Source organism: Chimaeribacter arupi (assembly GCF_002858805.1).
GTDB classification, from domain to species: domain Bacteria; phylum Pseudomonadota; class Gammaproteobacteria; order Enterobacterales; family Enterobacteriaceae; genus Chimaeribacter; species Chimaeribacter arupi.
This window is the reverse complement of the sequence record NZ_PJZI01000006.1, coordinates 80,023-93,102: the sequence shown is the minus strand read 5'-3', so window position 1 is coordinate 93,102 and position 13,080 is coordinate 80,023. Positions and strand designations below refer to the sequence as shown.

Here is a 13,080-nt window from a genome sequence, read left to right as displayed (position 1 = left end):
AATGATAAAGAGGTTGTCGTTATATGATAAATCGCGTACTGATTATTGCGTTAACCTTGACATCGTCCGGCCTGGGCGCTGTTGAAAAAAATCCTTGTATCGTTCCCCACGCGTCAATTGGCATCGGGATGGTCAATGCCATGGAACAGGATATGGGGATAGATGCCCGAATACTTCAGGAAGATAAAACCCGTGCTGAATTAATCGACAACACCAAAATGACTGAAATATTGGCTGAGCAGTTTGCGGTTAATGAAGCAAGGCAAGAGGGAAAAGGTTGGTTATCCGCTGAGGAATATAAACAGATATATTATAACGACAATACCAGAAACCTGATTGTTAAATATACCTATGAGAATAACACGGGGAAGCACAATGTTTTCCTGACCTCAGCACTGGTTAATGACAACGAGTGCTCGGTAAGATTCAACGGCTATATTATCGTGAAACGGGAGTTTTAAGGTTTTTGCCGCGATAACGACCGGCCTGTTATTACCGGTTCCCCTTGCCGATGCCCTCCCGGCAGGATAACGTTAACCGGCGGCGGGCTACGTTTCCGCGTGCGCCCGGTTGCGGCCAAGGCGTTTGGCCTCATAAAGCATCGCGTCTGCCCGTTCCCGGAACTCGGTGGCCTCGCCCTCATGCCCATCCGCAATAATCGTGCAGCACCCGGCGCTGATCGTGACCACTTTATGGGGCAGCAGCGTGGCCCCGTGTACCATGCCCGCCCCATTGACCGCCCTCACCGCCCGGTCAGCTAACTGTTTCGCGTCGGCTGCATTCGCGAAAGGCAGAATAATCGCAAACTCCTCCCCGCCGTAACGGGCCACCAGGTCAGTATGGCGATATGTAATGTTGCTGAGCAGGCCACCTACCTTTTTCAGGCACATGTCCCCCGCGACGTGCCCGTAGGTGTCGTTATAGTGTTTGAAAAAGTCGATATCCATCATGATAAGCGAGATCGGCTCACCGGATTTCTGCGACCGCGCCAGGCCCTGCGCAAGCAGCGCGTCAAAATGCCGGCGGTTTGCCAGGCCGGTCAGGCTGTCCACCAGTGCCAGCGACTGTAAAGTGCGGTTGAGGGTGGTGAGTTCGTCTTTGGTCTGGGTCAGCTCGAGCTGATTCCTGATGCTGGTTCTGACCTGCCTCAGCACAACCAGCCCCATTCCCATCAGCACCGCCAACAGCACCACATTCAGCGTGACGGAGGTCAGGTTGGCGGCCAGCCATTCCGATCGCAATCTGTCCCGGTCATAGCCCACCAGCACGATCAGCGGGTATCGCCCGAAGCGGGCATGGCCGAAGATGCGGTTTACGCCATCCAGCGAGGAGCGCCACGTCTCGTTGCCGCTGTTCAGCGCTTTTGGCGGCGTTTTGAACAGCGGGCTGGCGGTCAGCCTTCTGTCAATATAGGTATCCGGGAACGGGCGCATGTAGAGGATGGAGGTATCCGCCAGGATCAGCCCCAGTTCATCCCGCTCGCCCAGGGTGTAATAGCTGTAAAAATGTTTGAAGTAATCCACCTTCACCGCCGCCAGCGCGATCCCGGCAAAGTTGCCCGCGCTGTCATTGAGGCGCACGGATACCGGAATAAACAGATCCGACGTGGAGCGGCTGTAAGTGACATGGCTGATATGCACGTTGGTGTCTGCGTGGGTGCGGTGCCAGATAAAATACTCCCGGTCAGCGTTGTTGGATGTGGCCGGTACGTAACGCCCCGAGGAAGCTACCCGGTTTCCGTGGGCATCAAAAACCGACAGGGAGTGCAGTTGCGTCAGTTTGCCCTGCTGCTCCTGCAACTGGCGGGTAAAAGCGGGCGTGGCGGCATAGTCCGGGCCGTTCTGCCGGAGGTGCCTGACCACCTCGCCAAGCGAGATATCCACCTGGAGAAAGGTATCCTCGGCCTGACGGGCCAGCGACACCGAGAGGTTCCGGGCATCATCTTCTTTCTCTTTCAGCCTGTGCTGCCAGGCGCTCCACAGGGACCACCCATTAATCACGATGACAGCGAGTGCCGTCAGCAGCAGAAACGCCATCATGCTTTTGCCCAGCGGGGTATGCGTGAGTGACAAGGAGGTCGTGCCGGATTTGGCGTTCACAATCGGGTGTCCTGTTGCGCTGAAAAATGAAGAAAGCAGTGAAAATGTCTCCCCGGCACTGTGCCATGCGAATACGCCTCTGTGCACCCTGCATTCTGCTCACAGACAGGGGCGAGGGAAGCGTTCACAGAAGGTGACTCGTGGGTATTACTATCGGCAGGCGCAGGAGAAACCCCAGTTGCTTAGTTGCAAATAAACCTTCTGTGGGAAATAAAATGTAACGCAAAGGTGAATATCCGCCGGGTTAAGGGGGTATTTCAGCTGCTGTCACGCGTTTACTGCAACCGGCGGTCTTTAAGCGGCGTATAGGAGGAGGAGCAAAAGAGGTGACGTCGTGGCCGCGCTGATATCCTCGCCCCGAAAGGGCGAGGTGTTATACGTCCGTAGATAACCTACAGGCAGGCCGCACTAACATTTACAGGGGGTTACTCAAAATTGGTTCTGACCACCACTTTTCCAGGGTAATCTTTTTCCCCGGACGCTACCTGCATGACCAGCTTTGAAAAATCTCCAAAATCAATCTCTTTGGAGACAATTTTCTCGAGAGGAAACTGCTCAGGGTACGCATTATGCAGCCTGAAGCTTTCTTCATAATCGTCTTTATAACAGCCATAGGCACCCGAAATTCTCAGATGCTTTCCTGCATACTCGGTGGCGTGGATAAGCTCCTGCCTGCGGATAAGATCGATATCCGCTGACGTTGTCAGAAATTTATCGTTTTCACGCGTGCCGCCGTAAATATGCAAGATTGCCTTATCAGCCGCTAAATCGGCAGCAATGCGTAAAATATCCTGCGTTACCCTTGTCGATACCACAATGACAACGTCAAAAGCATTGCTGTGGGCGTGTGTCTTGGTAAGGGAACAGACTTCATCCGCCTGTAATAGTTGTTCCTCTAAAGCAAAGTTGCGCCGCATTTCGCCGCGGTTAAACAAACACACCGATGCCCCAAGATGCTTCGCATACATGGCAAACATAATCCCTGAGCATCCGGCACCGATAATGCCGACTCGCTTACCTTCCAACGTAGTAAGTTTCGAGAGTTCCAAGAGTTTACGGGTAGCATGGACAATGCAGGCCATGGGTTCCGGCATCCAGATGTTATGGATAATGTCATATTCAGGTACCCGGATAATGGCCTGATCCAGTTCAACGTCAGAGCCATGTATGAACATATATTCAGCAAAACCCGTGGTGCGGTTTGGCGTAATATTGGGATTGAAAGTGACCAGTTCACCTTCCTGAAAACCGGTGCCTGTGCCTGCAAACACCACCGGCCCCACTAATTCATGGCCAAATAAGGGGCCGCGGTCTGTAGGGATATCTCTGGAGCCGATAATCTCTTTTATATCCGCGCGACAAATGCCCATATAATCTGGCCGAATCACCACCGTGTTTTCATTAAGGAGATGGCGTGGGAAACTTTTTTCAATGGTAGAGACGGTTCCTTTGGTCAGTTCAGCCGTTTTATACGTGCAGGGTAAGTAGGACATAGTTCTTCCTGAATTTAATATGATTAATCTTGCCTGAATGCATGCCACCGTTTAGTGGCATGCGGCTCACACCTTGCTGATGCTGTTGGTCATGATACGCGTTAAGACCCTACGATCTGAGGCATCTGTTGGCGGCTTTGACGCCAGGCAAACAGGGTAATGAGCAGGCTGATGGCGGCCAGCGCAGCCGCCGCTAACGGCACAGCACGAATGCCGAAGCCCAGATCCAGCACCGAGCCTCCCGCCCAGGCCCCTAACCCGTTCCCCAGGTTAAATGCGGATACGTTAACCGATAGCGCCAGCGTCGGTGCGGCGACAGCCAGAGACTGAATACGTGCCTGCAACGAAGGAATAATTGAGAAGCCGATCGCGCCAAACAGGAACAATGTAATGGCAGAAAGCACAGGGATAATGCTAGTTGCCCAGAATATGACGAGCACAATCACCAGGCTACTCAATACCGTCGTGACGCCGCGCATAACATGTTTATCGGCAAGCCGGCCACCTGCGAAGTTACCCATAATGGCACCGATGCCGAACACAATAAGCAGGCCTGAAACCGCGGAAGGGCTAAAGTGACTGACGTCCATTAACAGCGGCACAATGTAGGTAGAGGCGGTGAATACCGCGCCCTGTGCCAGTACCGTGGTGATTATCGCAAACACAAGCGTTGGGTTAGTCAGGGCATTCAGCTCGCGGCGCATCGCACCAGGTTTTGATTGCCCGGTTTGTGGTAATTTTGCAGGCATGAACATGGCAATCAATGCGACGGAAATAACGGCAATCATCACAATCGCCACGAAGGTCGCACGCCATCCCAGATTTTGGCCGATGAAGGTTCCCAGCGGCCCGCCCAACGCATTCGCCAGATTAAAACCCAGCGCAATTTTAGCCATGGCGGAGCCTTGTTTATCCGGCGGAGACAACGTCACGGCAAGACTAAAGGCAACCGCGACAAAGGTTCCGTGGCTGATTGACGTTAAAATACGTGCGGCCATCAGCATCTGATAATCAGAGGCCAGCACTGCCCAGACATTGCCGAGAATGAACGGTAACATCAGCCCTAGCACCAGAGTCTTGCGGGGTACACGTGAGGTCAGCAGTGTGACGAATGGGCCAATAATCGTGACACCCAGCGCATACCCGGTAACAAGCAGCCCCGCATCCGGCAGCGATACCGACAGGTCAGACGCCACGACAGGCAGCAATCCAGAAATAACAATCTCGGCAGTGCCCAGGCAAAAAACACCCAGCATCAGCGCAAATAACGTGATAGGCATACATCTCTCCTTAATAAGGTAAACGCGTTAAATAAAAAAATTATTACGGCGTTTATTCATTTCAATTTACTGCTTGTCGATTAAAAAAGCGGGGTAACATGCGTAAGCGGCCGCGCATTAACATCAGGAGCATCCCAATATTTTGCCACATGGTTTTTCAACCATAATAAATCGGCCTTGAGCCTTTCTATTCCGTCATCCCGATAATCGTTCTCCAGTACCAGGGCTTTGACAGGGAATTTCCTTTGGTATAATTCATTAAGCGTATCCACGATAACTGACTCGTTATTACTCAGTGCATTCTTGTCATCAACTCCTTTGATATGTACCTGGTTTGCTAAAACCGGTATGGCTGCCTGCAACACAGCGCAGGGCGAAATGCCTGCGGTTAATGGGTTACCCGTATCCAGTACCACCCTCAACTCAGAAGAACTCACTGCGTTAATCAGCCGTTGTAATTGCTCCGGACACAGCACATTTTCGGTACCCAGCAAAAGCCTCCTCGCCTTCGCCTCTGAACACGCCCAGTGCAGCACGTCTGCCGTTCTGGCGAAGGCGGCAGCACTGTCGATAGCGCTGGCGCGGAAACTGGGCAGGAAAACCAGGTGAGCGCCTATAGTCGCAGCAGCATCTAACGCGCGCCTGATAACACGCTGCGTCTGCTCTGCCGCAGGCGTGCCTTTTCCCGCTGTTATCCCGATATCGTTAAGCACATTGGCAGAGACCGCTAATGGCGTAATGCCTGTCTCAGCCAACGCATCACACATTGCGCGCAGCCTTGCTTTACTGTCCAGCCAGGGCGCCCTGCCCGGCCCCCCTAAATCCAGCTGAATACTCTCTGCGCCCAATTGGCAGGCTAATCTCACGGCATCGGGCCCCTTTACAGGCAGCCGCCAATCAACCAAACCAATAGCGACTGGCTTCACAGTCTGCTCCGATCGCTTTGTGATGCTGGTTGGCTGTTGCGTACGGACTGCCAGCTGCCATCACTGTTCACGATCAAACTGTCCCCATTGCGGGAAACCTCTTTATTGGCCACTAACTCAACGGCAATCGGGGCAAAGCTTTCCGAACGCATATACGTTGAATAGTCGAAATCAGCAGGCCGACGACGGCGAATCCCCGCGGAATCCACCATGCCGGCGGGAAGCACGGAGACAAACTGGACATCTTCAGCATTCTCTTCCTGATAAAGAGAGTTGATCAATGAGGCGCAGGCAGCCTTAGTCGCTGCATAGCCTGAACGACCCGGCCCGCCGTTATAAACAACTTCGGAAGAAACATTTAGGAATAGACCCGGCCGGGACTTTCGCAACGCGGGCAGCGTGGCGTTTAACGTCAGCCATAACCCATTGAGATTGACTTCAAGCTGTTGACGCCACTCAGATAACAGCGTTTCAGAGAACAGTGAACGCCGGTCACCATAATGCACCGCCGCGAAACACACCGCGTGTAAAGGCTCTCCAGAGACTTCAACCAACGCAGCATGTGCTGAGGGGGTGTCAGTCAGATCTACGGGCATCCAGCGTAAATTACCCGGGTCAGCCGGTTTTGAACGGCTCAGGACAGTGACGTCCATACCGGCCTGGGACCAGGCCTCCGCAATTGCCCGGCCAATACCGGTTGAACCACCTACCACAAGGGCCTTACGACCAATCAGTGACATACGTTTTTACTCCTGAGTCAGGTTATCGGGGCTGATGTGCACCGCAAGTTTGATGAGTCTGCGACCGGCAACGAGGCGTTCACGGGAGCCCGCCAACTGGTTCATGACAGCCGCAGCGTCATTCATGGGTAAGACATGGGTAACCAGGTCGCTGTAACGCAGAGGATGGCGGGCCAGCTCGGCGGCGGCATGGCGTAAATGCCGGTGAGCCACCCCCCGGTGCCCTGTCAGCTGCACTGATTTACCCGTGCTGGTTTGCACCGTGAAAGAGACCCCGGGGTTAGGTGCCCCGCCACAATTGGCTGCCCGGATAGAGGCGAGATCCACGCTGGGCAAGAGAGGGGCAGAGGCGTCGGAAGGCAGCCCCCCTAACAAGTCAATCGTCGTGTCCCCGCGCAGGCAGCAAAGCGCGGTATTCAGGCAGGCTAATGTTGCATCACGCGGCGTGGCAAGCAGTACCCCTACCCGCTCATCCTCAGGCAGTGAGGAGAGCAGTGCAGCACCTGCGGCATTGTTCAGCACCGGTCGTACGGCGGCTACGCGGTGTTGTTTACTCCAGGCTACTCCTTGCTCTGTATGATGCAGATGCACAATACGAATATCCGATCCCAACAAGGCGGCAGCCGCACGGATCGCGAGATGCCCGATCACGCCGTCACCGAAGACAACCAGTGTCCTGGGGTGATGATCTGCAAGCAAACTGAACGCATAATGCACCGCGGCTAAAGGTTCCAGCAGTGTTGAGAGCACCGAGTTATGGTGCTCGCCCAGCGGGATAACCAGGCCATCGCGCACGGCAGATTCCTGGATAAGCACGCGCTCCTGCAGCAGCCCTTTAACGTTGTGCCCCAGCAAAAAAGAAGGATCGTTACGGTGGGTAGGGTTAATGCAGACGAGCGTTCCTACGCCCACTTCATCGGGCACACGTTCCCCGGCCGCTATCACGCGGGCGATGCCTTCATGCCCGATGATCGGGCTGGGATCGGCACGCAGGCCACGCAGCATTTGTATATCGGTGCCACACAACCCGGCGTAGAGAGGCTTGACCAGAAGCTCATAGCCTGCCGGAGAAGGGGTGGCCTGCGTCAGAACGGACACCGTGCCGTGTTGCCGTACCATCGCTTTATGCGTCGCCGTCATTGCCGGGCCTCCATAGTTGCAGCGATACCTGCCCCAATAAGGCAATCAGCTTCATACACAACAATACGGTCTTCAGCCCAGCGCGGATGAAGTTTTCCTGTGAGGTAAAGCCCTTGCCTGTTGAGATGCGAGATCACCGACGTTCTGTAATGTTCACCAAGCGACACGGCGACACCGCCGGTCAGGATGATTCTGTCCAGATCGGGGTCGAGGCAGAGGGCAGTTCGTAAAACGTCAGCAACCGGGGCGGTAACGGCGTTGAGCAGCATGATTGCCATACTGTCGTGAGCGCAGACACCGGCTTTAAAGGCCTCTTCAAGAGAATAACCTTCTGCCATCCGGCGGCCGGGCATTGATGCGGCCCACTCACAGGGTTGCCTTTCCCGCAAAACCTGCGCCATTTTTGCAATGCCCCGTCCCGAGGCATAGGCGGAGAGGTGCTCCGGTGCGCCACAGTCACAATTCAACACCACAGGTTCACCCGCTAACGCAGCGGCGGCAGGAAGATGGCCTATTTCACCTTGCAATCCTCCTGCATCGAACGGCATGTGCCCGGTTATGCGATCGATAGTACGGGCAGCAATGCCTGTACTGACAGTGACCAGCATGACTTTTCGATCCTGTGCACATAACGGTGTCGATATCACATGCAGCAGGGCGGCTGTGACATCGTTGACGACCCGCCAATCCACATCACTTCTTTGGCGATTAAGCGCACTTAACAGATCAAAAGGAACCTCATGGTCTGCCCACAACGGCGCGGACGCATATACCGTGCCGGTGAGATGGTTCATCGCTGCGCCGAAAGAGATGCCGGCAACGGCATCTTTACCTTGCGGCGGCATTTCACAGATGGCATCAACCAGGAGCGCCTGTAACCGGGACACAGGAAAATCGGGGTGGCGATAAAAACTGGGTGTCGGCATACGGCCACGCTCACCCAGCCCCCTTTCAAGTGACCAGTCAGCCCAACGCATATGCGTCCCGCCGATGTCTATGACTGTGGTGGTGCGGGTCATGCAGCGACATCCCCGCCGAATGCTTTCTCATGTTTCTCAAGAAAGTTAAGTGCGTTGGCGAGTTCATTCAGTGTCAGATCATTGACGAACACAACATTGCCGATGCCGTCAGACAAGGGGATACGTTGTAAACCGTCGCGGTGTTTAATCGTGTCGCTCAAGGCTTTTTCAAGTAAATGCAGATTGAAGACAGGATGCGAAAGAGGTAGCCCTGATTTTTGGATAAGAGAAAGCGCGCGATCGGTTTCTTCAGGCGTGAGCAACCCGCGGCCATTCGCTAACGCCACACACAATGCCATGTCAACGGCGACCGCTTCACCATGAAGTAACCCAGGATTAGCCAATAACTCTAATGACGGGCTGAATGTATGACCATAATCGACGCAGCGAGCCAGTTCAGCTTCCCAGAGATTGGGTTCAAGCTCTGCCAGCATGCCGGCAATGGAACGGGTGATGATTTCTTTCATCACATCATCGTCTGAAGAAAAAGATTCCGGGGTCAGATGGGATGACATGGCCTCAAGCAGTTCAAACAGGGTTCTGTCTTTAATCAGGGCCATTTTAATAATTTCGGCAACACCGTTAGCAATATGGCGTTGGTCGAGGCTTTGTAAAAACATCGGGTCAATGAGTGCGGACGAGGGGGCAAAATAGGTGCCCAGGCGATTTTTATAATCACCATGATTAATCCCTGTTTTTACACCAATACCCGCATCAATCTGCCCCATGAGGGTGGTAGGGATCCTGATATAGGGAATGCCGCGACGATAAAGGCTGGAAGCAAAACCCACGACATCCAGTAAGACACCGCCGCCAATGCCGATCACCACTTCACCACTTCACCACGGCGTAATAATTCAGCGTCTGCCATGGCTTCAGCCACCTGAATGGTTGACTCCACATTCTTATTAATTTCGTCACCCGAGAGGATTTTCCAGCGAATGTCAAAATTCCAGAGGGCGAAATATTCTCTGAACTTATCGCCGTAAATCTCATCAACTCTCTTATCGATGACAACCAGTCTTTTTGTTTTGGTTTTCATATTCCGGTCAGCCAGCTTTGAGCAGGTGCGTGCTAACGTCGGATTTTTCGGATTAAGGATATCTTTAACCACAGAAACCTGATAATCAATCTCCTGAATGGCGTGCATATTCCAGGTCAAATCAGTATTTTTAGCCAGCGGGGAGCGCGAGTAAACCGATTTTGTAGAAGGATAATTAATAGTCATATTATTCCTTTTTAATCTTAGATAAAGAGAATGGATATAACGCCGGCGATCGTCACCATGTGTTATTGGTTTACGAATTTTATGCAACCGGTATATAAATTCAGAATCAGGGTTATGCTGTTTTCTGCATTAACGCCACCGCTACTTTACATTAACTTACGATGTAGAATAACCTAGCAACCGTTCCGGTCTATGTTGCCGGATTTGGCAGCAATGCATTTTCTGAGGTGGTAGCAATGATCGATTCTCTCTCTGCAATTTCCGTGTTCGTTAAGGTTGCACAGGTGGGAAGTTTTGTGTCAGCGGGGCGGGCGTTAGGGTTAAGTGCCTCTGCCGTGGGTAAGCGCGTGACCAGCCTGGAAAGCAGTGTTGGCGCACAACTCTTACAGCGCAATACCCGAAGAATTTCATTAACCTATGAAGGGGAGCGTTTTTTAAGCCATGCGCTACGCATACTGGAAGAGGTGGACAATATTCAAAATGCGATGCTTATGTCGACTGAAAGCCCCATCGGACGATTAAAAATCAGCATAGCGCCCATCCCTCATCTGTTCAGTGAACGATTTAATGACTTTTTAGAACAACACCGGGAAATTGAGGTGGAATTTGACTTCTCTGACCGGTTTGTTGATTTGGTCGGGGAAAATTATGACGCAGCCTTACGGGTGGGTAACGATCCTGACGGCAATTTGCGCTCATTTTATATCGGGGATATTCATAGTGTGCTTGTCGCCAGCCCCGGCTACTTAACCCGCTGTGGTCATCCTGAAAAAGTTGATGACCTTCTTTCACACGCCTTGATTCATTATCGGTCCAGAAATTCAGGCATGATTCAATCCTGGCCTTTACCCAATATAAAGTCTTTACATCTCCCTCAGACCATTATATGCAATGACATTGATACAAGAATTAATTTAGCGCTTAATGGAAATGGTATTGCCTATCTGCCTTTGGTGTCGATTAAACACCATCTTGACTCCGGGCAGCTTTGCGAAGTGCTCAACGAGCACCTCACTGATGCGGGGACGCCACTCTATGTGGTATGGCCTTACGCTCACCGTTATTCATTACGCCAACGGCTGTTGATTGATTATCTTAAGCGAATGAAAATCTGATGCCCCCAGATAACACCCCACAGGGTGTATTGCCGGGCTGGGAAGCCAATAGGGCGATTTTCAACAAGGCGTGTCCGGATGCGTGGTGTCATACCGCGCCTGAGCCTGTTCCATTTCCGGCCCATGCTTCAGCGCCCATTCATACAGCGCAATAAAAGGTTCCTGAAGCGTCTTTGCCAATGGGGTCAGGCTGTACTCCACGCTCACCGGCGACGTAGGCAGCACTTTCCGGTGCACCAGCCCATTGCGTTCGAGCCGCTTAAGCGCGTCAGACAAGGCTTTGTGCGTAATCCCATCCAGCCGGCGGCGAAGTTCATTAAAGCGGGCGGGTTCAGTACACAGCACGGTGAGAATTAAAATCGACCACTTATTGGTGATGTTCTCAAGGACTGGGCGGGTTTTTCCCACATCCCTCAGGCTGGTGCTCTCAATGTGTGTCATGGCGATATACTCCGCGATACCTGGTATAAACAAAGTGCGTAATTGTTATTAAGTATAAAAAATATATCATCTGTTTTCCATCCGAACAGGAGTCAGCAGATGAGCCGATTAGACAACAAAGTTGCCCTGATACTGGGCGGTGCCAAAAGCATTGGCCTTGCCATTACCCAACGGTTTGCCCGTGAAGGTGCCACCGCCTGGTTCACCTCGCGCCGGGATGAGGAGTTAGATGCCGCCGGCCACACCCTCACTGGCGATGCCAGGCCGCTGCGCGCTGATGTCAGCCAGCTAAGCGAGCTGACCCGCATCGTCGGGACGATTACATCGGAGTCCGGCCAGATTGATATTTTGGTGATTAACGCCGGCATGTCAGAGTACGCTACCCTTGATGGCATCACCCCCGCGCATTTTGATCAGACTTTCGGCCTGAATGTCCGATCCCCGCTTTTTGCCCTCCAGGCGGCGCTCCCACTGATGAAAGCGGGTGCCAGCGTCGTGTTGATAGGGTCGGTTGCCGATGTCATCGGCACGCCGGGATATGGCGTGTATGGTGCCAGCAAAGCGGCACTGCGTTCTTTTGCCCGCACCTGGACGCGTGAACTCGCCGCCCGCGGCATCCGTGTTAACGTGGTCGCGCCCGGCCCTATCGATACCGGCATGATGCTGGCCGCGCCGGAGGAGGTACGCAGTGGAATAATCAGCGCCATCCCCTTAGCCAGAATGGGCAAAGCGGAAGAAGTGGCGAATGCGGCGCTGTTTCTGGCGAGTGATGAAAGCAGCTATATCGCCGGCGCAGAGATCTGTGTGGATGGTGGGCTGACACAGGTTTGATGAATGGCGTTCAGTTACCCGATGAGGGTGTGAATGAAAGATAACGCCTGATGCCCGTTTCTGATAGTGAGCAGGCCATCGTTACCCAGCCCGCGCCAGGTAAAGAGCAGGCGCGGGCTGAATAATATTCATCATTCAATGACTTCGTTGCACTTAACTCTTCCGGCAATAATGCTTATGCTTGACGCCCCCAATGCCTGACCCATCCAGAAATCACAGGAAAATTCATGAGCATCACCATTCGCCAGGCCCGCCCGGAAGACGCCACCGCCATTTACACGATGATCTATGAACTGGCCGTGTATGAAAAAGCGCCGGAAGAAGTCGTCACCACCCCCGATGAGATCCGCGAAACCCTGTTTGGTGCCGGTAGTAAAACCGAAGCGTTGATCTGTGAAATTGAAGGTAAAACCGCCGGGTATGCGGTTTTCTTCACCAGTTACTCCACCTGGCTTGGGCGTAACGGCATCTATATGGAAGATCTCTACATTTCCCCGGATTTTCGCGGCAAAGGCGCAGGAAAAGCGATGCTGAAAACCATCGCGCAATATGCCGTGCAACGGCGGTGCGGCCGCCTTGAATGGAGCGTGCTGGACTGGAACCAGCCCGCCATTGATTTTTACCTGAGCATCGGCGCGCAGCCGCAATCTGAATGGGTACGCTATCGCCTTGATGGGGAAGCGCTGCTGAACTTTGCCGAATAAAAGCGCGTTTCACCGCCCTTGGCAGGCGGCTGCCGATAAAAATATACCGGGCATACCGTGGCCG

Annotated in this window: 14 protein-coding genes; 4 read left to right on the top strand and 10 right to left on the bottom strand. The window is 53.2% G+C overall.

All coding sequences use genetic code 11. The features are described 5' to 3' along the window. Positions 1–23: 23 nt before the first annotated feature. Positions 24–461, top strand: a complete 438-nt coding sequence (locus tag CYR52_RS05550) for a hypothetical protein (protein WP_072929363.1) — start codon at positions 24–26, stop codon at positions 459–461. An 87-nt stretch (positions 462–548) separates the two neighbouring features. Here CYR52_RS05550 and CYR52_RS05545 read toward each other — a convergent pair whose 3' ends face one another. The 9 genes from CYR52_RS05545 to CYR52_RS05505 form a co-directional block, all read right to left on the bottom strand. Then, positions 549–2,099 (bottom strand): sensor domain-containing diguanylate cyclase, encoded by a 1,551-nt coding sequence (locus CYR52_RS05545; RefSeq protein WP_338152947.1) that lies wholly within the window; start codon positions 2,097–2,099, stop codon positions 549–551. Between the two features lie 425 nt (positions 2,100–2,524). Next, positions 2,525–3,592 carry an MDR/zinc-dependent alcohol dehydrogenase-like family protein gene (locus CYR52_RS05540; protein WP_072929365.1) on the bottom strand — a complete coding sequence of 356 codons (1,068 nt, stop codon included), beginning with the start codon at positions 3,590–3,592 and terminating at the stop codon, positions 2,525–2,527. A gap of 101 nt (positions 3,593–3,693) precedes the next feature. Beyond that, on the bottom strand, positions 3,694–4,872 hold the full coding sequence (locus tag CYR52_RS05535; RefSeq protein WP_072929367.1) for an MFS transporter: 1,179 nt from the start codon (positions 4,870–4,872) through the stop codon (positions 3,694–3,696). 80 nt (positions 4,873–4,952) lie between these two features. Next, positions 4,953–5,798: a sugar phosphate isomerase/epimerase family protein gene (locus CYR52_RS05530; protein ID WP_072929369.1), complete on the bottom strand. Its 846-nt coding sequence runs from the start codon at positions 5,796–5,798 to the stop codon at positions 4,953–4,955. Further along, the gene (locus CYR52_RS05525; RefSeq protein ID WP_079205252.1) at positions 5,795–6,538 is read right to left on the bottom strand and encodes an SDR family NAD(P)-dependent oxidoreductase; all 744 of its coding nucleotides are present in this window, start codon (positions 6,536–6,538) and stop codon (positions 5,795–5,797) included. The genes CYR52_RS05530 and CYR52_RS05525 overlap by 4 nt, the downstream gene beginning before the upstream one ends. A gap of 6 nt (positions 6,539–6,544) precedes the next feature. Beyond that, positions 6,545–7,678: an alcohol dehydrogenase catalytic domain-containing protein gene (locus tag CYR52_RS05520; protein ID WP_072929371.1), complete on the bottom strand. Its 1,134-nt coding sequence runs from the start codon at positions 7,676–7,678 to the stop codon at positions 6,545–6,547. Beyond that, positions 7,675–8,697: an ROK family protein gene (locus tag CYR52_RS05515; RefSeq protein ID WP_072929374.1), complete on the bottom strand. Its 1,023-nt coding sequence runs from the start codon at positions 8,695–8,697 to the stop codon at positions 7,675–7,677. Before CYR52_RS05515 ends, CYR52_RS05520 begins: the two co-directional genes overlap by 4 nt. Continuing rightward, the gene (locus tag CYR52_RS05510; protein ID WP_101828140.1) at positions 8,694–9,527 is read right to left on the bottom strand and encodes a sedoheptulose 7-phosphate cyclase; all 834 of its coding nucleotides are present in this window, start codon (positions 9,525–9,527) and stop codon (positions 8,694–8,696) included. Before CYR52_RS05510 ends, CYR52_RS05515 begins: the two co-directional genes overlap by 4 nt. Beyond that, on the bottom strand, positions 9,521–9,925 hold the full coding sequence (locus tag CYR52_RS05505) for a dehydroquinate synthase/iron-containing alcohol dehydrogenase family protein (protein ID WP_079205254.1): 405 nt from the start codon (positions 9,923–9,925) through the stop codon (positions 9,521–9,523). Before CYR52_RS05505 ends, CYR52_RS05510 begins: the two co-directional genes overlap by 7 nt. A gap of 236 nt (positions 9,926–10,161) precedes the next feature. Here CYR52_RS05505 and CYR52_RS05500 point away from each other — a divergent pair, with 236 nt between their 5' ends. Next, positions 10,162–11,040: a LysR family transcriptional regulator gene (locus tag CYR52_RS05500; RefSeq protein ID WP_101828139.1), complete on the top strand. Its 879-nt coding sequence runs from the start codon at positions 10,162–10,164 to the stop codon at positions 11,038–11,040. A 60-nt stretch (positions 11,041–11,100) separates the two neighbouring features. On the opposite strand, the gene CYR52_RS05495 is transcribed toward CYR52_RS05500, so the two are convergent. Continuing rightward, complete coding sequence (locus tag CYR52_RS05495) at positions 11,101–11,481, bottom strand: winged helix-turn-helix transcriptional regulator (protein WP_101828138.1); 381 nt, start codon at positions 11,479–11,481, stop codon at positions 11,101–11,103. Positions 11,482–11,580: 99 nt separating this feature from the next. Here CYR52_RS05495 and CYR52_RS05490 point away from each other — a divergent pair, with 99 nt between their 5' ends. Then, positions 11,581–12,312 carry an SDR family NAD(P)-dependent oxidoreductase gene (locus CYR52_RS05490; RefSeq protein WP_101828137.1) on the top strand — a complete coding sequence of 244 codons (732 nt, stop codon included), beginning with the start codon at positions 11,581–11,583 and terminating at the stop codon, positions 12,310–12,312. A gap of 227 nt (positions 12,313–12,539) precedes the next feature. After that, positions 12,540–13,016, top strand: coding sequence for a GNAT family N-acetyltransferase (locus CYR52_RS05485; protein ID WP_072929381.1), 477 nt, complete (start codon positions 12,540–12,542; stop codon positions 13,014–13,016). Positions 13,017–13,080 lie beyond the last annotated feature (64 nt).

Coding starts and splice junctions, on each gene's coding strand:
- CYR52_RS05515 (WP_072929374.1), bottom strand. CDS start 8,697: ATGACCCGCACCACCACAGTCATAGACATCGGCGGGACGCATATGCGT.
- CYR52_RS05490 (WP_101828137.1), top strand. CDS start 11,581: ATGAGCCGATTAGACAACAAAGTTGCCCTGATACTGGGCGGTGCCAAA.
- CYR52_RS05485 (WP_072929381.1), top strand. CDS start 12,540: ATGAGCATCACCATTCGCCAGGCCCGCCCGGAAGACGCCACCGCCATT.
- CYR52_RS05535 (WP_072929367.1), bottom strand. CDS start 4,872: ATGCCTATCACGTTATTTGCGCTGATGCTGGGTGTTTTTTGCCTGGGC.
- CYR52_RS05495 (WP_101828138.1), bottom strand. CDS start 11,481: ATGACACACATTGAGAGCACCAGCCTGAGGGATGTGGGAAAAACCCGC.
- CYR52_RS05550 (WP_072929363.1), top strand. CDS start 24: ATGATAAATCGCGTACTGATTATTGCGTTAACCTTGACATCGTCCGGC.
- CYR52_RS05520 (WP_072929371.1), bottom strand. CDS start 7,678: ATGACGGCGACGCATAAAGCGATGGTACGGCAACACGGCACGGTGTCC.
- CYR52_RS05525 (WP_079205252.1), bottom strand. CDS start 6,538: ATGTCACTGATTGGTCGTAAGGCCCTTGTGGTAGGTGGTTCAACCGGT.
- CYR52_RS05540 (WP_072929365.1), bottom strand. CDS start 3,592: ATGTCCTACTTACCCTGCACGTATAAAACGGCTGAACTGACCAAAGGA.
- CYR52_RS05505 (WP_079205254.1), bottom strand. CDS start 9,925: ATGACTATTAATTATCCTTCTACAAAATCGGTTTACTCGCGCTCCCCG.
- CYR52_RS05500 (WP_101828139.1), top strand. CDS start 10,162: ATGATCGATTCTCTCTCTGCAATTTCCGTGTTCGTTAAGGTTGCACAG.